Raw genomic sequence first — 24,650 nt, forward strand, 5'->3', positions numbered from 1 at the left:
GAACGTTCAGTTGGCGAGATAACGCTGGAGGGTCCGGGAACTGACCTTCATCACGTCGGCCAGACGGTTGCGTTCCACTCCCTGGCGGTTGAGGATCTGGGAGAGGAAGGCCCGGGAAAAATCCCTGCGGGCCCGGAAAAGGGTGGTCCGGTGGCCGACCGCGTGATCCGCCAGGGTCTCGGCCAGGTAGGTGACGGTTTGATGGGCCGTCCCGTCCTTTTTTTCGCGGGCCATGGCCTCCAGGATCGTCCGGCGGAGATCGGGGACCTCCTGGGCCGCCCAAAGGACGTCCATCATCCCCCACTTCATGGCCGCCAGGACCTGGGGCAATTGGGGGACCTGGAAGAGGGCCAGGCGCACGGCGTCGGGTTGCAGGGTATCGATGAGCTTTTCAAAGGCGGGAAGTTCGTTCTTCATCAGCCGCCAATCCAACAGCAGGAGCCGGAAAGGTTGGACCGTCAGGGTCTCCAGGGCCGACAAGACGTCGCCCGCTTCCCAGACCTTCCCCAGTTCGCAGGCCACCGAGCGCAACCGTTCACGGAAAGCCCCGTGCTCCGCCATGATCAGGATGGGAAAGTTCCGGCGAGACATGGTCGTGAACGACCCCCTCAAGGAGATGGGAATAAAATACCAAAAAAATGGCTACAAAGGGGCCTTACTTTCGGCCCTTTCCTTTGGGTTTCCGGCCCACACCCAGGGGAAGCCGGGCCCGGAAGGATGTCCCCGCGGCGGAGGATTCGACCCGCAGGTCCCCCCCGTGGTTCCGCACCACCCAGCGGCAAATGGCCAGTCCCATGCCCGTCCCATCCCGCTTGGTCGAGAAATAGGGCTTGAAGATCTCCTCCCAAAGTTCCCGGGGAATGGACGGCCCGTCGTTCCAGACCTGGAACTCCAGGGACCGTCCCTCCCGCCGGTTCGAGATCCGGACCGTCCCGCCCCGGCCCGCCGACTCCAGGGCATTGCGCACCAGGTTGAGGGCCAGGCTCTCCAACTGACATTCCCGCCCCTTGATCCTGAGCGCCGGGAGGGGGCCCGTCTCGAGCTTCGTTCCTTTTTCCTGGAAGACCGGGGCCATCAGCCCCAGGACCCGCTCCATCAGGCATCCCCAATCCACCGGGACCTTCGGTTCCAGTTCGGGACGGGTGCGATCCATGAAGCACCGGACCAATTCCAGCAATCGGTCCGTTTCCCGGGTCAGGAGCTTCTCGAAACTTCCCAGGAAGACCGGATCGTCCTTCTTGCGGGGGAACATCTGGGCCGAAACGCTCAAGGCCGTCAAATGATTGCGGATCTCATGCAGTCGGGCGGCGTCCTGGAAGGCCAGGGCCTCCGGGGAGGGCCTTTTCTGGGCCCGGGCCTTGGGCCTCACGGTTGCCGGAAACCGGCGCGGGATTCACGGCGGGTCCGCACGATCCTCTGGTAGTCCGCTTCCAGTTTCAGTTCCTTGAGCTTGAGGATCAGGGTATTGCGGTGGAGCCCCAGGGTCTTGGCCGCCTGGGTCTGGTTCCCCCGGGTGCGCTCCAGGACCCGCCGGATATATTTGCGCTCGAACTGGCGGCTCACCTTCTTGAGGATGTGCCGGACCGGTCCCTTGGCCGGGTCCAGTTCCGCCTGCCTAAGCAGCATGTCCAAAGGCACGTCCTCCAGGGTCAAGGTCCCGTCGGCCGCGAAACGGACCATGGTCTCCAGGCATCCTTCCAGTTCCGTCAGGTTCCCGGGCCAGGGATAACGGGCCAGGAAATCCAGCACATCCTTCCCGGCCTCCCGGACCTTGGAACCGGACCGTTCCAGGTAACGCTGCACCATGGCGGGGACCTCGGCCGCCCTTTTCCGTAAAGGGGCCAGGGTCACCGGATCGCCGAAAAGGGCGCCGAACTCCTCGATGATCCCCCCATTTTCCGTGCGGGCCTTCGGTCCTTGGGGCCCCGAGGCGATCAGCCGGACGTCGGGCCGGCCCAGGGCCTGCGGGGACAGGGCCCGGGCCAGGCGGGTCTGCAGTTCTTCGGGCAGCTTGTCCGCGTCCACCAGGAACAAGGACCCGCCCTGGGCGAACTCCACCTTGCCGACCTGGGACGCCTTCCCCTTCTTCTCGACCCCGAACAGTTCCCTCTCCAGGGCCCCTTCCCCGATCGAACCGCATTCCAAACGGACGAAAGGCCCCCTGGCCCCGGGACCGGATCGATGGACCTCCCGGGCCGCTTCCTCGATCCCCGTCCCGGGCTCACCGACGATCCAGACCGCCTTGCCGGACCGGGCCGTCCCGGACAGGTCGGCGCCCAGGCCGCCCCTCCACTCCGCCCGCAGGAGACCCTCGGTCTGTGCGTCCCCCGTCCCCTTGCGCCGTGCCAGCACCTGGGGGATCAGTTCCAACAGGTCGTCCACCCGGAAAGGCTTGGTGATGTAATCCCGCGCCTTGCCCTTCATGGCCGTCCGGGCCGTTTCGACGCCCTGGAGCGCCGTCACCATGATGACCTCGATGTCCGGGTCCCGCCGTTTGACCTGTTCGAGCAGGTCCAACCCGGACCCGTCGGGGAGCATGATGTCCAAAAGACAGAGGTCGAAACCGCTGCGTTTCAGTTCCTTCAAGGCGGAACGGGCGTCGGCGGCGAAGGTCAGGGCATATTGGTCCTGGAGGGCCATCCGGAAGGATTCCCGGACCCCCTCCTCATCGTCCACGATCAATAGGTGTGCGCGCATGATGCCCTCAATTCCCCGCCAGGAGCTTTTCCCAGAGCGATTCGTTGACCAGGATCTTGGCCATCAGGTCCCTTTCCTCGTTCAAGGCGGCCGCGGTCGGCGGGGCGACCGGGAAGGCCAGGCCGAAGTGGGTCCCGCCCTCCGCCCGGTTCTTAACGGTGATCCGCCCGCCGTGGTGGTAGACGATGAAGAAACAGGACATCAGGTAGATGCCGAACTCCTGGGGGCTGCCGCTGCGGGTGAAGAAGGGGTCGAACAGGGACCGCAGCCCGTCCTCCGGGATCCCGGGTCCGTTGTCCTCCAGTTCCACCAGGACCTCGGCGGGCCCTTCCTTGGGGCCGACCACCGAGGCCTTGATCTTGACCTTGGACCCCGCGGGGAGCGACACCGCCTCGTCCTTGAGGAGCATCTCGAAGAGGCGCTGGAACTTCGCCTTGTCCACGGTCAACTCCGGGAGCCCCCCGGGGACTTGGTTCTCCACCTGCACCTTCCGGGCCGTCAGGTCCCCCTGGGCGGCCTGGAGGGCGTCCGCCAGCACCTGGTCCAGGCGGACCTTGTCGTTGTAGCTGGGCAGGGGCCGGTTGGAGGTCTCCCACAGGTCCCCCAGGAGGGAGACGACCTTGTCCATCTGGCCCTGGACCTTCTGGTAGTAATCCTTCCAGAAATCCGGATTGCGCAGGCGGTTCAGGTCGATCTGTTCCTCCTCCATGCGCTTGGGGGTCAGGTCCAGGAAGGTCTTCACCGCCACCATGGAATTACGGATATGGTGCCCCAGGCCCGCCGCCAGCACCCCCAGGCTCAGGATGCGGTCGGTCATCATGATGGAATGAAGGGCGGAGATCTTCTCGCGCATCAGCTGGTCCCTTTCGGACTGGACCATGAAGAACTCCAGGCCGCGCCGCAAGGTCACTTCCAGTTGGGGGATGTCCCAGGGCTTGGTCACGTACTTGTAGATGGCGCCCGTATTGACCGCGTCGATGGCGGTCTCCAGGTCCGAATAGGCCGTGACCAGCACCCGCATGATGCGGGGATTGGATTGGCGGGCCTTTTCCAGCAGTTGGACCCCCTTCTCGCCGGGCATGCGCTGGTCGGTCATGAAGAGGCCGATCGAATCCAGGTTCTCGTTCAGGAGCTTGAGGCCCTCCTGGGGGCTGGGGGCCGTGAGGATCGTGAACTTCTCCCCGAAGATCTCCCGGAAATACTTGAGGGATTTCTCCTCGTCGTCCACGTAGAGGATCTTGTATTTCTTGTAGTCGTAGAAATTCTCCATACCCGCTCCTTAAGTTGCCCCTCTCAAGATGGCTGCCGGCCGGCGAGGTCCCGGGAGGCCTCCTCGGCCCCCTTCGTGGATGGCGCCTGCGCCGGCAGGTCCAGCGTGAACTCGGTGAACTTGCCTTCTTCGCTCGCGGCCGATATTTCGCCGCCCATGTCCTTCACGATCCGGTAGCAGATGCTCAAGCCCAGCCCCATGCCCTGGCCCACGTCCTTGGTGGTGAAGAAGGGGTCGAAGATCTTGTCCAGGTGCCGGGGGGCGATGCCCGTCCCGTTGTCCCGGACCCGGATCAGGACCCGCCCGTTCTTTTCCTCGACCGTGATGGCCAGCGTCGGCTTCTCGTCCCCGTGGTCCTTGGCCTTCATCGCGTCCAGCGCATTTTGGAACAGATTCACAAAGACATGGGTTAAATTGTTCTTCTCCGCGAAAACTTGTTGATTTTTTGGCACTGTCAGGACGATCCGGGCGTTCTTTTCGGTCTCGTGGCCGAGGAACCGCAGGGCCGTGGCCAGCGCCTCCTCCAGGTCGACGGGCCCCAGGGCGCGGCCGTGGGGATGGGTGAAATCCCTTAGGTCGCTGACGATGCGCTGGACCCGGGTCATCCCCTCCTGCATGTCGGCCATCAGGTCGTCCAGCTTGGCCCTCTCCCCCTCGGGCCACTTGGCCCGCAGGCCCTTGAGCACGTTCAGGGCCGAGAGGGCGTAGTTGAGCGGGTTGTTGATCTCGTGGATCATGCCCGCGCTCATGCGCCCCAGGGAGGACATCTTCTCGCTCTGCACCAGCGAGGACTCGGTCTCCTTCAACTGCTCCAGGGCGGACTCCAGCCGCAGGTTCTGGCGCGAGAGCTCGGATTGGGTCCGGTGGGAGGCGATCAGGTTCTTCACCCGCACGTGCAGTTCAGTGGTGGAGAAGGGCTTGGTGAGGAAATCGCTGGCGCCGGCCTGCAGGGCCGCCAGCTTGGTCTTCTCCTCCGCCCAGGCCGTCAGCAGCAGCACCGGGATGGTACGGGTCGCCGGTTCGGCCTTGATCTCCCGGCAGGCCTCGATGCCGTCCTTCTCGGGCATCATCATGTCCAGCACCACCACCTCGGGCAGGTATTGGCGGGTCTTCTCCACCGCCTCCGTCCCGTTCACCGCCTCCAGGATCTCGTAATCCCGTCCCAACTGGGACTTGACGAAGCGCAGCATGTCCGGCTCGTCGTCGGCCAGCACCAACCGGGGACGCTTGGAGGACCCCCCCTCCCAGCCCTGGGGTTTCTCGGCGGCCTCGGTCATGGCCGGGAAAAGCTCGGCCCGGCGATAGAGCTTGGCGAGCCATTGGTCCGACCCGCTCCCCGGGACGCCCGCCCCCTCGCCTTCCGAGGGCTCAGCCGGGGCCTCGGTCGTCCGCTCCAGGGGCACCCGCACCGTCATCACGGTCCCCTTCCCCACTTGGCTTTCCACCGACACCTTGCCGCCCTGGGCCTCGGTCAATTCGCGCACCAGGGCCAGGCCGATCCCCGTCCCCTGGTACTTGCGCTGGGCCGTGGCGTCGGCCTGCCAGAAGCGGTCGAAGATGAAGGGCAGGTCCTTTTCCGAGATGCCCACACCCGTGTCCCGGACCCGGATCACCAGTTCGCCTTCCTCCTCCGTGGCCTCCACGGCCACTTCCCCGCCGGCGGAGGTGAACTTGACCGAATTGAAGAGGAGGTTGAGGACGATCTTCTCCATCTTGTCGCGGTCCAGGAGGGCCACGCCCAGGCCGTCGGGCACCGAGGCGGAGAGCCGGACCTTGCGGCCCCGGGCGGCGGGCTGGACCGACTGGGCCAGGCCCCGGATCATCTCGGGGATGGACACCGGCTCCCGTTTGACCTCGACCCGGCCCGATTCCAGCTTCACCAGGTCCAGCAGGTCGTTGATGAGCTTGAGGAGCCGCATCCCGTTGGTGCGCATCAGGCGCAGGGTCTCCGTCACCTGGGGGTCGGGCGGCACCTGGCGTTGCAGTTCCTCCAGGGGCGCCAGCATGAGGGTCAGGGGCGTCCGGAGCTCATGGCTGATATTGGCGAAGAACTGGCTCTTCATGCGGTCCATCTCCACCAGCTTCTCGTTGGTCTCCTTGAGCATGCGGCTGCTGCGGTCCACCTCGAAGCGCAGGGCGAACTCCCGCAGGCGCAGCTTCCCCTGGGACCAGCTGGAGGCCCCCACGATGATCTGGGTGAGGATGATGAAATAGAGGTTGTTGAACAGCACCCCGAAGCTGGGCATGGGCTCGGGGTGGAGCAGGCAGGCCAGCACGTACATGGCCATGATGACCATGCCTTCCCAGAGGTTCTCCTGGTAGGTCCAGGGGCAGACCATGCCGATGGCCAGGATGACCAGGTTGAGGCCCGCGTAATAGGTGGAGGAGACGCCGTTGGTCTCCCAGATCATCAGCGAGATGAAGAAACAGGGCAAAAGGGGCAGGATGAACCCCAGGGCCCGGTAGTACTTGAGCCCGAAGGAGGTCTGCACCATCACCCAGAGGACCGCCACGATGGCCGAGCAGACCAGCCGCATCTTGAGGAAGGCCCAGAGGTGGTCCGGATAGACGAAATAGTCCAGGGTGAAGCCCGCCGGCATGAGGGTGAAGATCAGCCAGCAGAAGAGCTTGATGGTGTCGATGCGCACCCGGCGGTCGTAGACCTTGTAGTTCTCGAGGATCTCCGGGTCGAGCGTGAGGTCGGTGGAGGTCTCAGCCATTCTCGGGCCTCCTGACCTCGATGAAGATGTTCACGCCGGTGGAGTCGGCCTTGACCTGGTGGTCGACCGCCTTCTCCGGGGCCAGGGCGCCCAGTTGGGCCGCGTTGCGGTAGACCAGGTGCCATTCCATGAAATATTCCATCTGCTGCCGGGCCGGGTTGGAGGAATCCACGTTGGTGGCCACCAGCAGGCCGCCGGGCGCAAGCATCTCGTAGAACTGGTTCATGAGGCGCTTGCAGATCTTGTCGGAGAAATAATCGAAGAGCCCGGCGCAATAGATCATGTCGAAGTTGCTCCCCATGGTCCTTTCCTCGGGCCTCATGGTCTCCTTGAGGATCTGGTTCACCGACTTCTTCACCAGGTTCACCGGGGTGCGGCGGTTGAAGCGGGACCGTACGCTCTCGATGCTCTGCTGGGTGGCCGAAAGGGTCTCGTCGTTGAAGTCCAGCAGGGTCAGGTTCGCCCTTTCGCACACGTCGTCCTGGGTGAGGAAGTTCAGCACCTCCTGGGCGGGCCCGCAGCCCAGGTTGAAGATGCGGGTGCTCCGGCCCAGGGCCGCCCCCCGCCGGGTCTCCTCCCGCAGGCGCTCGGTGAGGTACTTGATGCGGTTGCGGTGGGCCTCCGCCGGGGCGATGTTCCAGAAATAGAAGTTGATCATCTTGGCGAAAAGGGAGGTCCCCTCCAGGGGGTCCCGCAGGATCATGCGCACCATCTCATAGTCCCCGGCGTAGCCCAGGGGCTTCTGGAAGGTGCGGTAGAGGAAGGGCGCGCAGAGGATGAGCGGGTGGATCTGGCGGCGGCCATAGGCCCGGTGGGTGGGTTGCAGGTCCTCGGGGATGGTGTTGGCGATGGCCTCGAAGCGCTCGCCCAGCTCGGCCACCCGCATGAAGAAGGGCTCCTTCAACCGCTCGACCACCTCCCGCTCCCGCTGCAGGCGGTCCCCCGTGGGCTCGGAGCGGATGCCGAACTCCACCTGTTCCAGCCAATGGCGCAGGTCCACCAGGAGGGTCTGCATGTCGGCGATGGCCACCTTGAAGTCCGGCGTGACGACCTGGACCTTCTCCCATTCCTTGAGGAACTTGCCGAACTCGCTCTCCAGGCTCTCGGCCTTCTGCACGGGCGAGAAGAGATCCACGTCCAGCCAGGCGTCCTCCAGGCTGGCCTCGCAGACCAGGAAGATGCCGGTGTTGACCAGGTTGGAGACCACCGCCCGTCCCGAATAAACGGGCTTCTCGTTCATGAAGATGCGGAACTCGGTGAGGACCTCGGACAACTGCAGGATGCTGTAGGGGTTGTAGACCTCGAAGACCACCAGGTAACGGGTGAGGCGCAAGGAGGTGGCACGGATCTCGGTGCCTTGGCTGTTGCGGCATACGATGAAGGTGTCTTTCCCGAACACGACCGCCATGGGCTGCTCCGTAACTTTGTTCCGGCACCAAAATACCGGCCACCCGCCGGCCCGGGCCACCATTTCTCCAACAGACTAAAAAAGGGCCATTTGCCCGGAAAACGAATTCCTCTTCGGGCCCGGCGGACCCGAAGCGTTAAACCGGCCGATGGGGCCGTTCAAGAACGATACATTTGGGGATAGGGAAGATCGCGACGCCCGATCGTTCGGAGGCCATGGATGGAAGGTCTTGAAGGTTCGGAAAAGCGCTTCGAAAGGTCCTTTTGGATACCTTCCGGGCGCCAGGTCGCCGAAAGAAAGATTCAGGGCACTCCATGCGCGGCTCGAGGGTCGCCAACATCATTGCTGGCATTTTAAGCGGTCAGGAAAACGGATTAAATTGCGGATTTCGGCTTTTTTCACGATCGGCCGAAAACCGCCCTAATTCCGTCCGGTTTTGCATTCGGCCGTTAATTCGAAGTGAAATGTGGAGCGGGACCCCGGACCCGCCCGCCCCAAAAGAAAAGGCCCGCCCCCGGGAAGGGGCGGGCCGCAGGACCGGCCTATGGAAGGCCCGGGGGCTCAATTCACCTGCAAAGTCCCCTGCATCCCGGTGCAGGCGCTGGTGCAGGAGCCGTTCCCGCAACTGGAGTGGTTCCCGCAATGGAACTTGAAGGTCCCCGTGTTGTTGAAGGTCACCGTCACGGGGAAGCTGGTGTTCCCGCTGACCATGCAGGAGGAAGCGGCGCCGTCGTCGATGTTCAAGGGATGGATGCCGGCGTTGGAACTGTCCCAGACCACCGATTGTCCCTGGGCGATCGTCAGGGGAGCGCTCAAGGGGGTCGCACCGATGGCATATTGGTAGGAACCGCTATTGACCACCGAAAGGGTATAGGCCACGGGCCCGGGCGTGGTTCCCGGCGTCGGGGTCATGCCCCCACCCCCACCACCGCCGTAGGGACCGGTCCCCGTCGAACCGCTACAGGACCATCCGGCCACCAGGGCCAGGAACAACATCACGACCAAGGACGCTTTCTTCATGGAGGACCCCCTCAAAGCTTTGATGTCTTTGAGTAGGGGGCTGCGGAAGGGAATGTTACACGGGGCGGGGCATTTTTTCCGGACCATGGACCCAGCGGATCCCGTTTTTTTCCTTATCCCTCGAGGGAAGAAGGCCCTGGGAGCAGGTCAGGTCCGCTCCGTCGCTCCACTATTCTTTTGGCGAGACCATGTGGAAAAGGAAGGTCCGGAGGGCCGCGATCTCCTGGGGGGTCCCGGTCAGGGGCGGCATGTATTTCACATAGGGCGAATCGGGTTTGTGGTCGTGGAGCATCTCCAGGATGTTGCCGATGGACCTCTCGTCGCGTCCGGCCAAAAGACGGGTCATTCCCCGGTAGCCGCTCACCGTGTGGCAGGGCAGGCACTGGCCCAGGAACATCCGCTGGCCCAGCTTCATCGGGTCTTCCCCGGTCCCGGGCATCCCGGCGGGCGCCCAGATCGAGCGCGTCATGAAACCTTCCTGGTTGAAACCCTCCACCTGGTATTTCCGGATGCCGTTGGAATACATGAACCTTCCCACCACATAGGGCTTGCGCAGCATCTCCCGGGCGCTCTCGGTGGAACCCATGGCCATGAAGCCCAGGAAGAAGATGGAAAGGGCGTAGCCCAGGCGGAACTCCTTGGGGTTGAGGAAGGCCAGGAAATAGACGACCCCGGCCACGGTGGCGGTGGTCAGGGTGGTGATGAGGACCATGCGGGTCACCTGGGTGAAGGCGCCCGTGCCGATGGTCGAGATGCCGAAGGAGAGCAGTTCCCTTTGGGCCTCCGGCACCCTCCAGAGGTACCAGGCGAAGAAGAAGGGCATGAGCAGGTAGGCGGGGATGATCCACTTGGCCGCCCACCGGACCATGCCGGCCTTGAGGGCCCCCTCCCGGTCGCCGTCCAGGCGGCTGAAGAAGACCAGGGCGTAGATCCCCGCCAGGGACAGGCAGACCAAGCTGCGCAGGACCAGGCTGGGCCAATAGGTGGGGTTGAAGAAGGCGTCGAAGAACTTGGACGCCTCGTTCCCCGTCCCCGCCACCGACATCCAGCCGTCGCCGGGGGTGAGCATGAAGGTCAGGATGCCGTTGATGATCACCAGGGTCAGGAAGGAGGAGATGGCGTAGGCATAGCCGATCTGGAGGTGCAGGCGCTCCGGGATGCGGTCCCAGGTGACGTAATAGACGGCGGCGAGGGTCAGTTCCACCATGAAGACCACCCATTCCATGGCCCATCCGAAGACGAAGTTGTGGATGAGGGTGCTGGTGCCCTCGGGGGAGGCCAGGCCGATGGCGAACCAGATCCCCACCCCGGTGAGGGCCCCGAAGACGCCCGTCATCACGAGGAAGAACTTGGAATAACCCTTCAGGGCCGTGATCCAATCGTGGCGGCCCTCCCGGAGGGCCTTATGCTCGGTGATGGCCAGGAAGAGCCCGCCCCCCACCGCGAAGTGGGAGATATAGACGTGGGTGATGGCGATGATGCCGATGACCCAGCCGCTCCCGATCAAGGGCACGTACCAGACGGGATAGTTCATGGAAGCTCCTTAAAGGGTCGCCAGGGCCGCGTAGCCCCAGAGGGTGGTCACCACCAGGATGGCGAGGGCGAGGAGACCGAAATAGGTGGCGTTGCGGGCCCTCTTCCCCGCCTCCCGGCCCGTGTCATAGAGGGGCACCACCGCCCAGAGCACCAACCCCAGGGTGAAGACGGCCAGGCCGAAGAACTCCCCGAACTCGCCGGGGAACCATTTTCCGAAGAGCTTCAGCACCTGGAAGGAGCTCATGAAATACCACTCGGGGTGGATGTCCATCGGGGCGGGCTTCAAGGGGTCGGCCTGCTCCCCCAGGCCCCAGGGGAAGACCGCGGCCAGGAACCCCAGCACGTTCAGGGCCACCAGCCACATGCCCAGGTCCTTCATGGCGAAGTTCGGGAAGAAAGGCACGCTCTTGCGGTCCTTCTCGGGCTTGGCCTGTTCGCTCTCGGGGATGGACATGCCCTGCTTCTGCACCAGCGCCAGGTGGAAGAGCAGGATGGGCACGAAGAGGGCGGGCAGGATCACCACGTGCAGGGCGAAGAAGCGGTTCACGGTGTAGGAGCTGATCTCCACCCCGCCCCGGATGAGGTCGGCGATCCAAGGGCCCACCCCCGGGACGACCGCCGGGATGGAAAGGCCCACCTTGGTGGCGAAAAAGGACAACAGGTCCATGGGCAGGAGGTAGCCGGAGAAGCCGAAGACCATGGCCAAAAGGAGCAGGACGAAGCCGCTCCACCAGGTCAATTCCCGGGGGGCCCGGTAGGCCTTCATGAAATAGGCGCTGAACATGTGCACGAAGGCCGAGGCGATCATCAGGTTGGCCGCCCAGGAATGGGCGGAACGGATGAGCCAGCCGAACTTGATGTCGTAGGTGATCTTGCGCACCGAGTCGTAGGCCTCGTCCCCCGGGCGGTAATAGATGAGCAGCAGCACCCCCGAGACGCACATGACCAGGAAGAGGAACAGGGTGATGCCGCCCCAGTAGTACCAGAAGGAATGGGCGTGCTCGGGCACCCGCTTCTTCAAGGCCAAGGCCTTGAGTTCGGTGAGGCCCAAACGCTCGTCCAACCACCCGTAAAGGCGGCCGGGGGCCTTCGCCCCTTGCGGGCCCTTGGGGGCCTTAGGCGCGGCTGACGGTGATCTTTCCATTGGCGATGGCCACCTTGAACTCGGTCAGCGGCTTGGGCGGCGGACCGGAGATATTGGCGCCCGTTCGGGCGTTGTAGACACCCCCATGGCAGGGGCAGAGGATGATCTTCTGGGCGGGTTCGTAGGACGGCGTACAGCCCAGGTGGGTGCAGACGGCGCTCAAGGCCGTCCAGGTGTCGTCGTCGTGGTGGATGAGCATGGCCGGCCTGCTCCCGAACTTGAAGAACATGGCGGCGTTCTTGGGCAGGGAGATCGCGTTGTCGAGGGTCACTTCATTGACCGCGCCCGCCATCATGGACTCCTCCACCGGCGAAGCCAGGTAGCGGTAGATGGGATAGCCCACCGCCCCGGCATAGATCACGCCCAGGGTGCCGATGGCGCCTTTCAGGAAGGTCCGCCGCTCGGTCGGCCCGAAGGCGTCGTCGATCGGGTTCTGAGGCCCCTTGCCGTCCATTCCTTTTTTGGATGCCATTCCCTACCCCTTATCCAAAACATGTACCAACGACCCGAACTTCCTTTTCACCGCGAAGACGCGAAGACCGCGAAAAAGGCCCGGGTCTTTGCCGTTCCGTCCCCCGATCCGGTCTTTCTCCGTGCTCTCCGTATCTCCGTGGTGAACCGCCGTCCGCCTTTCCCATCCGGCTGCATCCCATGCATCTGTGGCTCCATGGGCTGGGTCTTTGCCGTTCCGTCCCCCGATCCGGTCTTTCTCCGTGCTCTCCGTATCTCCGTGGTGAAAAGCTGTCCGCCTTTACGCGTAGTGCTCTTCCCGGGGCAGGGCCCGGCGCATCACCGCCAGCACCCAGACCATGAAGCCCACGCCGATCACCAAGAGGCCCAGGAAAAGACCCACCACCAGCCAGTTGGTGTTCACCGGGCTCGCCCAGACGTCGAAACCCGCCTGGGCCAGGGTCAGGTCCCGCACCCCGTCGCGCAGGATCTCGAAGCTGGCGATGGAGAGGAAGGGCGGAAGGGTCACGGCCAGGATGCGGCCCCAGTTCCATCCCTTGGGCGAGACCAGCAGCCAAAGGGCGGCCAGCAGGCTCAAGGCCACGCAGGCGGGCCAGAGATAAAGGAAGGGCCCGTAGAAGGCCGAGGCCCGCAGGCCGGCCTGGACGAAATCGGGCTGGCTCCGGAAGGCCCAAGTTCCGATGACCAGAAGGACCAACAAAGCCGCCAAGGCCACCTGGGCGGCCCCTTGGCGGATATAGAGCTTCACTTCTTCGCTCAGATTGCCTTTGGCGGTATAGAGGGTGGTGCCCAGGGAGCCGAACCCCAGCGACCCCACCAGCACCATCAAGAGGCGGGGTAAAAGGGTCGGATCGTGGGGCGGCAGGTTCACGCCCGAGGGCGACGCGTCGTACATGCCCGGCCAGACCTCGGGTTTGAGCATCAAGGTGGAGGCCATCGAATAGACCCGGCCCACGTAGGCCAGCAGTACCAAGGCCCCGATCCCCAGGAGCCACCAGGATTTCCCCGCCTCGGCCCGGGAGGCCATGCGGTAGAGGACCCAATAGGCCCCCATCACAGCAAAGACCACGCTGATCCAGTAGACCCCAATGAGGATGGTGCTGGTGTAGATGGCCCGGCCGTAAAGGACCTGCACGAAGAGCAGGGGAGGGACGCCGAGGTTGATGACGTAGGTCGTGATGATGGGAAGGCGGTTGGCCACCAGGCCGGAGGCGAAGAGCGGGGCCTTCTTGCGGGTGGCCTGGCCGATGAGGTTCCAGAGGATGCCCAGCACCAGCCCGCCCAGGAGCATGGCCAGGAAGCTGAAGTGGAGGGAGAGGGTCAGGTGGTGGAGCGCCTTGAAAAGCCAGACGGGCGCGGGGAGCGGGATGGGATCCAGATGGGGGAATTGGTCTTGCAAGGACAGGCCTTTCCGTTCGATCGACCCTTCAAGGAACCGGCACGGATATTTTGGCCAAGACCGGAAAGGAGTGTATGACCCCGGTCATATTGGCCAGTGGTCATGCTAAGCCCGTCTTTTTTTATTTTGCAAGGGGCGGAACGACTTAGGGATAGATATAGGACTGCGCTTCGTCGTCCGGGTTCAAGGGGTTATAGAAGCCCGATGGCGCCTTCTCGAATCCGCCTTCCAGCCACAAGGCCCCATTGAAGTAATAAGGGACCGAACTGAACCGGGGCGGATTGGTGGCGAAGTCGGTCACTTGGTTCCAGTTCAGGCCGTCCTTGGTGAACCAGGTGTCGTTGTAGACCTTGGTTCCGTCGGTCCCGCCCGTGATCCAGATCTCGGGCGCTCCGTTCTGCACCACGAAAGCCATGGCATTGAACCGGGGTTTGAAGGCGGGGTCCAGTGCCGGCGTGATCTGCTTCCAGGTGGCCCCGTCGGTCGAATCCCACACGTCGTTGTAGAGCGTGCCGCCCGAGGGTTCCACACCCGCGATGAGGAAGATGGCCGGAGAGCCGCTTCCCGGGTCCTTGAAGGTGACCGCCGAGGCGCCGCCCCGGGCCGGGAACCCGTTGGGCGTCTCCTCGTTCCAGGTGGTGCCCGTGGTCGAGGACCAGACGTCCGCCAGGCCCTCGGGCTTGGCGTCGATCCCGCCGATGACCCACATACGTTTCCCCTTCGCGTCGGGATCGAAGACCACACTGGAGTGCAAGAAGCGCACTGGGAAAGTTCCTCCCGTATCGACTCGGCTCCAGGCCTTGCCGTCGGTCGCCGACCAGATGTCGTTCACCAACCCCGTGGAGGTCTTGCCCGCGAAGATCCAGGCCCGGTCGGTTCCCGTATCCCCGCCCAGCAGGAAGTTCAGGCTGGTATGACCGTAACGGGCCGAGAAGTTCCCCGTACCCAGGAAGGCCCAGGCCTTCCCGTCCTGGCTGCTGTAGATGGAGTTGGACAACCCCGTCCCGCCATCCCATCCACCGATGAGGAGCATCTGCTTGGGCGTCGTGAAGATCACGCCCGACGCGTCACCGATCTTGCCGAAGGCGTTGGCCGCCGAGGCCAGGCTGAAAAGAGGCGTCGGGGTCGGCGTCCAGGTCGGGGTCCAGGTCCGGGTAGGTGTCTGGGTGACCGTTGGCGAAGGTGTAGCCGTTGCGGTATTCGAGACCGTCGAAGTGGCGCTATTCGTCGCTGTCGAGGTGGTGGTATTTGTGGCCGTCGGCGTAGGCGTAGACGAAGCGGTAAGTGTAGCCGTCGATGTCGGGCTATTCGTGGCCGTCGAGGTGGTGGTATTCGTCGCTGTGGCTGTTGCCGTCGAGGTGGCGGTATTCGTGGCCGTGGAAGAAGCCGTATTCGTGGCTGTCGGCGTAGGCGTGGACGTAGCGGTGAGTGTAGCCGTCGATGTCGGGCTATTCGTGGCCGTCGAGGTGGTGGTATTCGTCGCTGTGGCCGTTGCCGTCGAAGTGGCGGTACTTGAGGCCGTTGAAGAAGCCGTGTTCGTCGCTGTGGCCGTTGCAGTATCCGTCGCCGACGAGGTGGTGGTATTTGTCGCGGTGGAAGTCGCCGTGTTCACGGCCGTATCCGTGGGGGTCGCGGTCCCCGTTCTCGAAGGCGTCGAAGAAGCCGTGTTCGTCGCCGTGGCCGTTGCTGTATCCGTCGCCGACGAGGTGGTGGTATTCGTCGCGGTGGAAGTCGCCGTATTCACGGCTGTCGGCGTAGGCGTGGCCGTAGCGGTGAGCGTAGGCGATGACGTAGGAGTCGCCGTAGTCGAAGCCGTCGCCGTGTTCGAAGGCGTCGAGGAAGCCGTGTTCGTCGGGGTGGCAGGGACCGTATCGGTCGCCGTCGGGGTAACCGTGAAGGTCGGGCTATCCGTGGGGCTGGAGGTGGGGGTGGCCGTCACGCCGCAAAGTCCGCCCAGGTCCACCGCCGTGCGGTCATAGGCGTAATAAGGAAGGCTCGAGTTCACCCGGAAACGGAAGGAAGGCCCTTGGGACGGGAAGGTCCCCGGATCGGTCACCTGGAGCCAGGCATGGGCGCCCGATCGGGTGGCCAATTGAACGCAATAGATGTCCCCCAGGGTAAGGGGCGCGGAGGAGACCGAGAATGCCGAAGCGGCGGGAACATGGTCGAAGTCCACCAGGTCGCCGTTCCCCAGATAGGCGACCCGGGGTGAGGCGCCGCCGGGCGAAGCGTCCTGGAGGTGGAACCCGCCGGAAGAGGCCAAGGCGATGTCGAACCCCGTAGCGGTCGTGACCCCCAAAGCCAGGTTCCCGTCCCAGAAGCCGTAGCTATAGCCCGTTCCCAAGGCCGCGCCGTCCACCCGGGAACAGGTACGGATCAAGGACCCCAGGTCGATGACCGGGGCGGTCGACAGATGGGCCAGGTCGATCTGCGCGGCGCCCAGGGCGAGGGGTTGGTGGGTGGCGGCGTCATTGAGCTGGAGGCTCAATAAAAAAGAAGTCCGCCCCTGGAGGGTGACGGCGAAGCTCTTGGTCCCGCCGGAACCGGCGGTGGAGAAGGGCCCGAAGGTCCCCTTCACGGGTGCCCGGAGGGGGTCATCCAGGCGGTAATAGATCTCGTTGGCGGCGGCGCCCAGCAGGTTCCCCGAGACCCCGTCCTTGACGGAGGAGGAAACGGTCAAGATGGTCGGTTGGTTGGGGGCGACGGGACCGCCCGAGTTGCTCGAACAGCCCGCCAGGAGGACGAGGGCGCAGGCGCCAAGGAAAAGGGATCGGGCGATTCGGTTTGGACCGGTCAAGGGCATCGGAAAAGACCATCCCGCTGGGCGGAGTCGGAAGGCGAGGGAAATATGAAGTTGGCGGGAAGTATAGTGGAACTCCCCTTCCAATCCACGGTAAAGCGCAAATTAAATGGCCGGTTCGAGGGGAGGCGAAAAACCCGGCGAGTTCCAGGTTAAAGGGTTGCCCTTCCCTCCCCGGGGCGGGACAAGAAAGGTGCTTCTTCAGGGATCGCCCTCAAGGCGTCAGGGGTTTGCCCTCGTGGATCGGATCGGGTTCGACCGCCACATCCGTCGGTTTCGGCACCGGCTTCGGTTTGGCCGGGGCCTTCTTCGCGGGCGCCTTCTTGGCCGCGGACTTTTTCAGGGCCGCCTCCGCCTTCTTGAACTCGGCCTCGGCCTGCTTCACCTTCTGCTGGGCCTTGGCCAGCTTCTTTTGGGCCTTCTTCAGTTTCTTCTGGGATTTCTTGTAAGCGCGCTTGATGGCTTTGGACATGACGGCCTCCTGGCCCGGCTTGGAAAAGGACCATCTTACTCCCCGGCCGTGGGCCCAATGTTACGGGGGCGAAGATTTAACATGGCCATCCTGAGCGCCGTCATACCTCCCCCTTTTCCCGGGACCTATCCTTGTTCCCATAGGCTTTCCGCTGGGTCCGCCGGGCCCCGGGGCCACGGGAGGAGGACATGAAAATGGGATTCCTATCGACGGGGATGTTCTGGGGCGTGGTGCTGGTGCTTTGCGGACTGGCGGTGCTTCTTAAGGCTTTCTTCGGGATCGACATCCCCATCATCCGGGTGCTCTTCGGGCTCTTCCTCATCTACCTGGGGGCCAAGGTGATCTGGGGGCCCTGCACCGCCCCCAAGCCGCCCTTCGGGAGCACGGTGGTCACCGGGGGCCGGGTCGAGGCGGGCAAGGACCGGGAGTACAACGTGATCTTCGGCCAGGGGACCATCGACCTGACCGGGGTCGAGGTGAAGGACCAGGACCTGGAACTGAAGGCCAACACGATCTTCGGGTCCTCCACCGTCAAGGTAAAGGCCGGGACCCCCGCCCTTATCAAGGCCAGCTCGGCCTTCGGCAACGCCAAGCTCCCCGGGGGCGACAGCACGGCCTTCGGGACCCTCTATTACAAGACGGCTTCCTATAAAGAAGGAAAACCCCACCTGTCGCTGGAAGTGAACGCCGTCTTCGGGGAAACGCTGCTGGTCGTGGAGGAATAGGCGGGGCCTATTTCGGGCCTTGGACGTGGGCGATGGCCCGCAATAGGTCCTCGATCTTGAAGGGCTTCTCCAGCCGGGGGTTGGGCAGGCGGTCCAGGAAGGCCTCCATCTCCCGGTCGAAGACCCCGCCGCTGACGAAGACGATCCGCGCCGTCAGGGCCTCGTCCAGCCGTCCCACCTGCTTGTAGAACTCCACCCCGCTCATGTCGGGCATGTTCAGGTCGCTGACCACCGCGTCGAAGCGGGTCAATCCTTTGCGCAATATCCCCAGCGCCTCCAGGGCCGAGGTGGTGGAGACCACCTCATGTCGGTGGCGGCGCAACATGCGCGTGAAGAGCGCGACGTTGGCCGCCTCATCGTCCACGACCAGCACCTTCAACCCCGAAAGGTCGGGGGTCTTCTCGCCCATCGAACGGGCGTTGGGGGATCGATCGGTGGCGATGGGCAGGCGGATGGTGAAGACGGTCCCCTTCCCGGGTTCGCTCTCCACCGAGATTTCGCCGCCGTATCCCCGGATGATGTCGCGGGAGATGGAAAGGCCCAGCCCCGTGCCCTGGCCCACCGGTTTGGTGGTGAAGAAGGGATCGAAGATGCGGGGCAGGACCTCCGGCGGGATGCCCTTGCCGCTGTCGGCGACGCGGACGGCCACTTGGTCCCCTTCCCGCGCCAAGGAGACCTGGATGCGGTTCCCCTCCACGTTCCCCGGGGCGATGGCGTGGGCGGAGTTGAGGAGCAGGTTCACGAAGACCTGCTGGAGCCGGGTGACGTTGGCCACCAGCGGCGGAAGCCCCGGCTCGTAGTGCCGTTCGACCTTCGCCTTGTAGCGGATCTCATGGAGGGTCATGCTGATGGCCGAATCCAGCAGTTCGGCCAGTTGGACCTCGCTCATCTCCTCCCCGCCGCTCCGGGAGAAGCTCTTCAGGCCCCGCACGATGTCGCGGATCCTCTGGCTGCCCTTGAGGCAGTCCCGCACCAGGCCCCGGGCGTCCGAGAGGTCCTTCCAGCTCATGAGGGCCGCGTCCGGCGCCTCCAAAAGGTCCCGGACCGTCTCCAGGTTCCCCAGGATATAGGCCAGGGGGTTGTTGATCTCATGGGCCACGCCCGCGGCCAGGGTGCCCACGGTCACCAGTTTGTCGTTGAGGGCGGCCTGCTTCTGCAGTTGGGCCCTTTCGGTCACGTCCCGCAGTACCACCAGGCTCTGGCCCTCCAGGATCTGGCCCTTCACGTCGATCTCCACCTCCGGGGTCCTTCCCCCCGTCCCCCTCAGGCGGGCCAGGCCCCGGAAGGAACCCTTCTCCCAGACCTTCCTGCGCACTTCCGGCAGGTCAAAGGTGGCCTCGTAGAAATCCTGCAGCTTGCGGCCCAGGAAACCTTCCCGATCCAGGCCCAACAGGACGCCGAAGGCCGGGTTCCCCTCCAGGATGGTCCCGTCGTCCTCGATCACCACAACCGCGTCCGGCCCCTTCTCGAAAACGGCCTCGAACCGGGCCTGGGCGTCCACCAGGTGCTCGCTCAGGACCTTCTGATCGGTCGTGTCCCGCACCAACTTCACGAACCCCAGGGTCTTGCCCTGGCCGTTCGTCAGGGGGCTCAGGAAGGACTGCACCCAGCAACGGGACCCGTCCCGCCTCAGGTGCCAACCGTTGAACTCGGAGCGGCCGTTGCGGCGGGCCTCCTCCAGCATCCGGGCCACGACCCCCGCTGTTACGTCCTCGGGGATGAAAAAAAGCGATAGGGGTTTCCCCATGACCTCCGGGGCCATGTAGCCGAGGAACTGCTGGGCGGTCTCGTTCCAGGTGGCGACCTTCCCTTCCGGGTCCAGGAGGAAAAGGGCGAAGTCCTTGATGTGGTCGGCGATGAGGTGGAAAACGCTGTCGGCGCCCAATATTTGATCGAGGGATTCCAACGGGGCCTTTCGGAGGACAGGATCTTGTCCCTGGGAAAGGCCGCTGGCAGGGGGCCTGTCGGGGGTTCACGAATGTGAATCCCTTTCAGTATATCGCGGCGGCGCGGGGCGGGACCCGCGAAGATCAAGGAACGGGCTCGAACGGAAAAGAAGCGGGGCTTTTACGGTATTTCTGCCCTTCTTCTGTCCGGTCGAGGGGCCCTCAGGCCTTGGGACGGGGCGGCGCGGGAGGCTCGGGGAGGTTCTGGAAGAGCACCTTGGCCCCGGTCATCTTGCGGTAGAAGCGAAGGTCCGGTGTGCTCTCCCGGGACCGGAACACGATGAAGTCCAGCCCCTCCCAGAAGGTGAACCAACCCGCCGGCTCCAACAACACCACGATGAAGCTCGTGAGGAAATTCTTCGGGGTATAGAAGAGGATGGCGGTGGCCAGGAACATGATCGCCACCCCGGCCAGGAGCATCCAGGTCCCCGTCCGGCGGTCGCGCTTGAGCTTGTCCTCCAGCCGGCGCCGGTGGCGGCGGAAGTGGGCCTTCATGCGCTCTTTGATGGTCTTTTCCAGGTTGGCGTTGCGCCGGTCCTTGGGGATCGTGAAAAGGACCTCCAGGCCCTCCTCCAGCCGGTCCAAGCTGGCGCGCTTGAGCTCGAAAAGAAGGTCGTCGGAGAGCAGGCGTTCGGCGTAGGGGCGGTTGTCGAAGTCCGAGAAGAGGTCCTCGTAATCGTCCAGGGCCAGGCTGATGGGCGAGAGCTTGGTCTCGCCCAGGGTTTCGGTGGTCGTCGGTTCCATCGGCATCGCTCCATCGGGATTGGGGCCCATTCTAGCCGGGCCGGGGGCGGGCGGAGGTCCGGCGCGGCCGTTCCAAGAAGGCCCTTTCGACAGGCCTCGCCGGTTCAGGTTGTGGGCAGGAGGCCGGGGTGATAGATTCCTAGGGCCGTAACCTATTTTTCCAAGGAGGATTTATGAGAATGACGAAATGGATGCAAGGTATTCTTTTCCTGGGAGGTCTATTTTTGGCCGCGTCCGGTCCCATCCAGGCCCAGGACATCCCGTCCCTGCGGTTCGGCCTTGAGGTCGGCGGCAGCCTGTCGGACCTTCGGTACGACCCCAGCAAGGTCAATGTCAATTTCAACGACCTTCACCCCGGCGTGATCGGCGGAGCGTTCCTGCAGGTGAACCTGAGCTCCAGCTTCGCCCTCCAACCCGAATTGCTCTACGTCCAGGAGGGTACCCACGACGGGACCTTCACCGCGGAGTTCGATTATCTGGAGGTCCCCCTCCTGCTCAAATATTACTTCCCCGGGATCGCGGTCAAGCCGAACCTGTTCGTCGGCGGATCGGTCGGCTTCAACCTGCTGGCCCAGAACAATCCCGACGACGGCGGCGCCCCGTCCAAATGGGCCTCGAACTACGTCAGCGGCACCGAGGAAAGCCTCATCGTGGGCGCGGGGATCGACTTCGACAAATTCTCCGTGAGCGGCCGTTACCAAATGGGCCTCAGCCCCGTGACCACCGCCGACTATGACCCCAACAGTTTCCAGAACGAGAGCTTCAGCTTGATGGTGGGTTACTCCTTCATCTAAGCCCCCTCCCGGTCGACGTTCCAGACCCCCGCGGGACCCTTCCCCGGGGGTTTTTTTATGCCCCCATGGGCCCCCTTTCCGCGGCCGATCCGGATGCTGAAGAGGGGGAAGCGGCCGGCCGAATGACCGTCCGAGGCCGCTCTTTCGAAAGTGAGGCGTCGATCCCGTCGGCACCCGTCAGGCAAAAGCCCTTTTTCACCCGGGTGTCGCTCCCCAAGCCGGCCCCGATCCCAGATCAGCCTCGGAATGGTCGGCTCGGGCCCCGGGACCTCCCCCTTCCACCCGCATCCGGCGGCCCCTTCCGGGCTTTCGTTCCGTGAAACCCATCCGTTCGGACGGCCCCCGACACTTTCCAGGATCCCGGCGTCCAATCAGGGCCAGACCGCCATTCCAGCAAGGAGGGCTTCCGTGGGCCTATTCCGGGGCCGCCTCATCGCCGCGATCTTCCTCCTGGCCGCGGGCCTCCGGGCCCAGGTCCCGGCCACCCTCACGGTCAACGCGGGCGCCACCCTCACGTCCTTCGTTCCCGTGAGCGTCTTCGGGATCAACGTGGCCTCCTGGCGGACGAAGGCGGAAAACACCGGCGCCCAGGCCAAGGTCCAGGCGGCGGGGAACTTCCTCCTGCGCTGGCCCGGCGGTTCGGCGGACGACACCCATTGGAACGGGAAAGGAAGCTTCAACGCCAACGGCTATTGGGTGCCGGACGACACCGCCTACCTGCCCGGGTTCCAATCCTCCTTCCCCCACGTGGGGACGACCAACGCCTTCAGCGTCGCCTCCCACCTGACCGACGGGAACGGCTCCACGACCTGGCTGTCCAACGTGGACACCGACCTGCCCAATGCCCAGTGGTTCTACCTGGACCTTGGGGCGAGCCGGACCATGGACGCCGTCACCATCCTCTGGGGCGATCCCTACGCCGCCCAATTCACCGTCCAATATTGGGACCCCACCGCGGGCGATCAATGGGCGCCCTACTTGGACACGGCCAGCCACTGGCTGGACACCACGGCCGCGGGCGTCGCGGGCACGGGCGGCACCCAGGGGGTCGCTTTTACCGCCGTGACGAGCCAGTACCTGCGGGTCCTATTGACCGCCGCTTCGGGGACGGTCACCGCCGACCTGGGGAGCGTGACCGTGACCGGCCCGGCCTACGCCGTCGCCGAGGTCCGTGTTTACCAGGGTCCCACCCAGGTGAGCGTGAACAACGCCGGCAACTCGGTCCAAACCAAGGGTTACGTTTCCAGCATGGACCCGGCCTCCGGTTATGGCTGGGCCGGGGATCTCGATTTCGAGTCCTTCATGGCCTTCGCCCGGTCCTTTTCCCCTTATGTGCCGCCGGTGCTTTCCGTCAACCTGGGCACCGGAACGCCCCAGGAGGCCGCCGCCTGGGTGCATTACGCCAACATCGTCCAGGGTTACGGCATCAAGTACTGGCAGGTCGGCAACGAGATCGAGGGCGAATGGGAATGGGGCGGGCCCCTCAATACGAGGGATTACGCCAGGCGCTACGCCGAATATTACGAGGCCATGAAGGCCGTGGATCCTTCCATCGTCCTGACGGGGCCGGTGGCCGGCAACCCTTACAGTTCCTCGGACCTTTACGACGGGAAGACCGCGGTGCAGGATTTCATTTCCATCCTCAACGCCCAAGGCAAGGCCTCCTACGTGGACGCGCTGGATTTCCATTGGTACCCCACGTTCCAATCCGAGCCCGCGGCTTCGGTGCTGTCCCTTCCCGCCCAGATCCAGGGCATCGCCTCGACCTACGCCGGCTATTTCGCGGGAACGGCGGTCGATCCCCAGGTCCCGGTCCTCATGAGCGAGTACAACAGCGGGACCGGGGGCATTCCCTTCCTCGACCAATGGGCCAACGGCCTCTTCCTGGCCGACAGCCTGGGCCAGTTCACCCTTTCCTTCGGGCCCCGGGGATTGTCCAACTTTTTCGGGATCATCGCGGGGGACAACGACACCACCGACAGCACCCGGGGCGACCTGGGCTATTTGCAGGTGGAAAGCGGTCCCTACCAGTACCAGGAAAGGGGGACCTACTGGGCTTACCGAATGGCGGCCACCGGCTGGGCCCGGAGCGCCGACACCGTCCCCAATCCCCTGGTGATGGTCAATAGCTCCCGGCCCCTGCTCACCGCCTACGCCGCCGACCGCCCCGACCACGTGCTGTCGCTGATGGTCGTCAATAAGGACCCTTCCAACGCCTACAGCACCGCCCTTTCCATCACGGGCTTCACGCCCGACCCTTCGGTCCAGGGCCTGACCTATGACCCTTCCCATTACGCCTGGGATACCTCCGGCGTCCCCTACCACGCCAACCCCGATCTTCCCCCCAGCCCCGTCACCCTGACCGCCTCCGGCGGTTCCCTGGCCGTGACCTTCGCGCCCTATTCCCTCACGGTCCTCCACTTCACCGAGGCGGGCTACCCGACCCCCACACCCACGGCGCTCCCCGCGACCGCCACCCCGACCTCCACCCCCACCGCTTCCCCCGCCGACACCCATCCGCCCAACGGTCCCGTCATCCTCTACCCCAACCCCGTCACCCTGTCCGTCCCCGCCACGGTCCACCTGGGGCTCGACGCCCCCGCCGATGTCCGGGTGCGGGTCTACACGACCAGCTTGCGCAAGGTGCTGGACCTGGCCTACGCCTCCGTCCCCGCCGGTCAGGACGTCCCCTTGCCCGTCAAGAACGGCCAGGGGGTCCCTTTGGCCAACGGGCTCTATTACGTGACGGTCGAAACGTCCCGCGGCCTCTCCACGTTGAAATGGCTGGTCTTGCGCTAGGGGCTCGCCATGGGCCTTCCGGTCGGATGGGATGCCCGCCTCCCTCCAAAGGCCGCCGCCAGGCAAAAAAAAGCCGGACCCTATCCAAGGGTCCGGCTCCCCCCATTCGGGGGTCCCCTTCCACGAAGGGGTGGCCTATCAGGCCGCGATCAGAGCCCCAAACCTCCCAGGATGGACCCCAGGACCTGGATCCCCACCGAACCCGAGGCCGATCCCGCCATGTTGTCGCAGGTCATGACCGCCGTGTTCGTGAGGGTCGAGCCCACCAGGCCCAGGACGTTGTCCACCTTGGCCACGTAGGTCATCGTGCAATCGCAGGGCCCCACCGAATCGGCCGCCCAGGTCAGGGTCTTCCCCGTGCAGGTGAAGGTCCCGCCGGCGAGCGTGGTCGCCGTGCCCTGGACGTAGCTCAAGCCCGCCGGGAGCACGTCCTGGACCTTGGCGTTGGCGCCCGCGCAAGCCGACACCGCGACATGGACGGTGAAGGTGACCGCCCCGTTCAAGGCGCAGGTCAGGGACGACGCCGTCTGCGAGATGCTGACCGTCGGGATCGGGATGGGCGTGAAGCTCATGGTCGGGGTGGCCGTCGGGGGCACCGGTGTATGGGTCCTCGTCGGCGTGAAGGTATCGGTCACGGTGAAGGTGTTCGTGGCCGTGAAGGTGTCCGTCGGCGTGGAGGTGCGGGTGGGCGTGGCCGTCGGCGGC

General features: G+C 64.5%; 19 protein-coding genes. 3 read left to right on the forward strand and 16 right to left on the reverse strand.

The genetic code is table 11. The features are described 5' to 3' along the window. Window positions 1–6 precede the first annotated feature (6 nt). From VHE12_09595 to VHE12_09655, 13 genes are all read right to left on the reverse strand, one after another. Window positions 7–591: a hypothetical protein gene (locus VHE12_09595; protein HVZ81030.1), complete on the reverse strand. Its 585-nt coding sequence runs from the start codon at window positions 589–591 to the stop codon at window positions 7–9. 64 nt (window positions 592–655) lie between these two features. Continuing rightward, window positions 656–1,369: a HAMP domain-containing sensor histidine kinase gene (locus VHE12_09600; GenBank protein ID HVZ81031.1), complete on the reverse strand. Its 714-nt coding sequence runs from the start codon at window positions 1,367–1,369 to the stop codon at window positions 656–658. Further along, window positions 1,366–2,697, reverse strand: coding sequence for a sigma-54 dependent transcriptional regulator (locus VHE12_09605; protein HVZ81032.1), 1,332 nt, complete (start codon window positions 2,695–2,697; stop codon window positions 1,366–1,368). Before VHE12_09605 ends, VHE12_09600 begins: the two co-directional genes overlap by 4 nt. A 7-nt stretch (window positions 2,698–2,704) precedes the next feature. After that, the gene (locus VHE12_09610; protein ID HVZ81033.1) at window positions 2,705–3,967 is read right to left on the reverse strand and encodes a response regulator; all 1,263 of its coding nucleotides are present in this window, start codon (window positions 3,965–3,967) and stop codon (window positions 2,705–2,707) included. Window positions 3,968–3,990: 23 nt separating this feature from the next. Next, the gene (locus tag VHE12_09615; GenBank protein HVZ81034.1) at window positions 3,991–6,687 is read right to left on the reverse strand and encodes an ATP-binding protein; all 2,697 of its coding nucleotides are present in this window, start codon (window positions 6,685–6,687) and stop codon (window positions 3,991–3,993) included. Continuing rightward, window positions 6,680–8,095 (reverse strand): methyltransferase domain-containing protein, encoded by a 1,416-nt coding sequence (locus tag VHE12_09620; protein ID HVZ81035.1) that lies wholly within the window; start codon window positions 8,093–8,095, stop codon window positions 6,680–6,682. The genes VHE12_09615 and VHE12_09620 overlap by 8 nt, the downstream gene beginning before the upstream one ends. A gap of 561 nt (window positions 8,096–8,656) precedes the next feature. After that, window positions 8,657–9,115, reverse strand: a complete 459-nt coding sequence (locus VHE12_09625; GenBank protein HVZ81036.1) for a hypothetical protein — start codon at window positions 9,113–9,115, stop codon at window positions 8,657–8,659. 169 nt (window positions 9,116–9,284) lie between these two features. Further along, a complete protein-coding gene (locus VHE12_09630) occupies window positions 9,285–10,649 on the reverse strand; it encodes a cytochrome ubiquinol oxidase subunit I (protein HVZ81037.1) in 1,365 nt (454 codons plus the stop codon). Window positions 10,650–10,658: 9 nt separating this feature from the next. Further along, the gene (locus VHE12_09635; protein ID HVZ81038.1) at window positions 10,659–11,795 is read right to left on the reverse strand and encodes a cytochrome bc complex cytochrome b subunit; all 1,137 of its coding nucleotides are present in this window, start codon (window positions 11,793–11,795) and stop codon (window positions 10,659–10,661) included. Next, the gene (locus VHE12_09640) at window positions 11,767–12,267 is read right to left on the reverse strand and encodes a Rieske (2Fe-2S) protein (GenBank protein ID HVZ81039.1); all 501 of its coding nucleotides are present in this window, start codon (window positions 12,265–12,267) and stop codon (window positions 11,767–11,769) included. Before VHE12_09640 ends, VHE12_09635 begins: the two co-directional genes overlap by 29 nt. Window positions 12,268–12,546: 279 nt before the next feature. Then, window positions 12,547–13,665 carry a hypothetical protein gene (locus tag VHE12_09645; protein HVZ81040.1) on the reverse strand — a complete coding sequence of 373 codons (1,119 nt, stop codon included), beginning with the start codon at window positions 13,663–13,665 and terminating at the stop codon, window positions 12,547–12,549. 145 nt (window positions 13,666–13,810) lie between these two features. After that, entirely contained in the window at window positions 13,811–16,462 is a 2,652-nt protein-coding gene (locus VHE12_09650; GenBank protein HVZ81041.1) for a hypothetical protein, read from the reverse strand. Window positions 16,463–16,679: 217 nt separating this feature from the next. Next, complete coding sequence (locus VHE12_09655) at window positions 16,680–16,937, reverse strand: hypothetical protein (GenBank protein HVZ81042.1); 258 nt, start codon at window positions 16,935–16,937, stop codon at window positions 16,680–16,682. A 188-nt stretch (window positions 16,938–17,125) separates the two neighbouring features. Here VHE12_09655 and VHE12_09660 point away from each other — a divergent pair, with 188 nt between their 5' ends. After that, window positions 17,126–17,662, forward strand: a complete 537-nt coding sequence (locus tag VHE12_09660) for a LiaF domain-containing protein (protein ID HVZ81043.1) — start codon at window positions 17,126–17,128, stop codon at window positions 17,660–17,662. 7 nt (window positions 17,663–17,669) lie between these two features. Here the strand turns inward: VHE12_09660 and VHE12_09665 are convergent, their stop codons facing one another. Beyond that, window positions 17,670–19,568: an ATP-binding protein gene (locus VHE12_09665; protein ID HVZ81044.1), complete on the reverse strand. Its 1,899-nt coding sequence runs from the start codon at window positions 19,566–19,568 to the stop codon at window positions 17,670–17,672. Window positions 19,569–19,770: 202 nt separating this feature from the next. Further along, window positions 19,771–20,352, reverse strand: a complete 582-nt coding sequence (locus VHE12_09670; GenBank protein ID HVZ81045.1) for a hypothetical protein — start codon at window positions 20,350–20,352, stop codon at window positions 19,771–19,773. Window positions 20,353–20,525: 173 nt separating this feature from the next. On the opposite strand from VHE12_09670, the gene VHE12_09675 reads away from it, so the two are divergent. Both VHE12_09675 and VHE12_09680 read left to right on the forward strand, forming a co-directional pair. Beyond that, a complete protein-coding gene (locus tag VHE12_09675) occupies window positions 20,526–21,146 on the forward strand; it encodes a porin family protein (protein HVZ81046.1) in 621 nt (206 codons plus the stop codon). 408 nt (window positions 21,147–21,554) lie between these two features. Continuing rightward, complete coding sequence (locus tag VHE12_09680) at window positions 21,555–23,945, forward strand: discoidin domain-containing protein (GenBank protein ID HVZ81047.1); 2,391 nt, start codon at window positions 21,555–21,557, stop codon at window positions 23,943–23,945. Window positions 23,946–24,094: 149 nt separating this feature from the next. On the opposite strand, the gene VHE12_09685 is transcribed toward VHE12_09680, so the two are convergent. After that, window positions 24,095–24,650: hypothetical protein (locus VHE12_09685; GenBank protein ID HVZ81048.1), on the reverse strand; the 556-nt coding region annotated here is incomplete at its 5' end.

The organism is bacterium (assembly GCA_035549195.1).
GTDB lineage: Bacteria > Oederibacteriota > Muellerivitia > Muellerivitales > Muellerivitaceae > DASZRK01.

Bases quoted from the DNA above. Each gene is read 5' to 3' on its own strand.
- VHE12_09595 (HVZ81030.1), bottom strand. From the start codon at position 591: ATGTCTCGCCGGAACTTTCCCATCCTGATCATGGCGGAGCACGGGGCT.
- VHE12_09605 (HVZ81032.1), bottom strand. From the start codon at position 2,697: ATGCGCGCACACCTATTGATCGTGGACGATGAGGAGGGGGTCCGGGAA.
- VHE12_09610 (HVZ81033.1), bottom strand. From the start codon at position 3,967: ATGGAGAATTTCTACGACTACAAGAAATACAAGATCCTCTACGTGGAC.
- VHE12_09615 (HVZ81034.1), bottom strand. From the start codon at position 6,687: ATGGCTGAGACCTCCACCGACCTCACGCTCGACCCGGAGATCCTCGAG.
- VHE12_09620 (HVZ81035.1), bottom strand. From the start codon at position 8,095: ATGGCGGTCGTGTTCGGGAAAGACACCTTCATCGTATGCCGCAACAGC.
- VHE12_09625 (HVZ81036.1), bottom strand. From the start codon at position 9,115: ATGAAGAAAGCGTCCTTGGTCGTGATGTTGTTCCTGGCCCTGGTGGCC.
- VHE12_09630 (HVZ81037.1), bottom strand. From the start codon at position 10,649: ATGAACTATCCCGTCTGGTACGTGCCCTTGATCGGGAGCGGCTGGGTC.
- VHE12_09635 (HVZ81038.1), bottom strand. From the start codon at position 11,795: ATGGAAAGATCACCGTCAGCCGCGCCTAAGGCCCCCAAGGGCCCGCAA.
- VHE12_09640 (HVZ81039.1), bottom strand. From the start codon at position 12,267: ATGGCATCCAAAAAAGGAATGGACGGCAAGGGGCCTCAGAACCCGATC.
- VHE12_09655 (HVZ81042.1), bottom strand. From the start codon at position 16,937: ATGTCCAAAGCCATCAAGCGCGCTTACAAGAAATCCCAGAAGAAACTG.
- VHE12_09660 (HVZ81043.1), top strand. From the start codon at position 17,126: ATGAAAATGGGATTCCTATCGACGGGGATGTTCTGGGGCGTGGTGCTG.
- VHE12_09670 (HVZ81045.1), bottom strand. From the start codon at position 20,352: ATGGAACCGACGACCACCGAAACCCTGGGCGAGACCAAGCTCTCGCCC.
- VHE12_09675 (HVZ81046.1), top strand. From the start codon at position 20,526: ATGAGAATGACGAAATGGATGCAAGGTATTCTTTTCCTGGGAGGTCTA.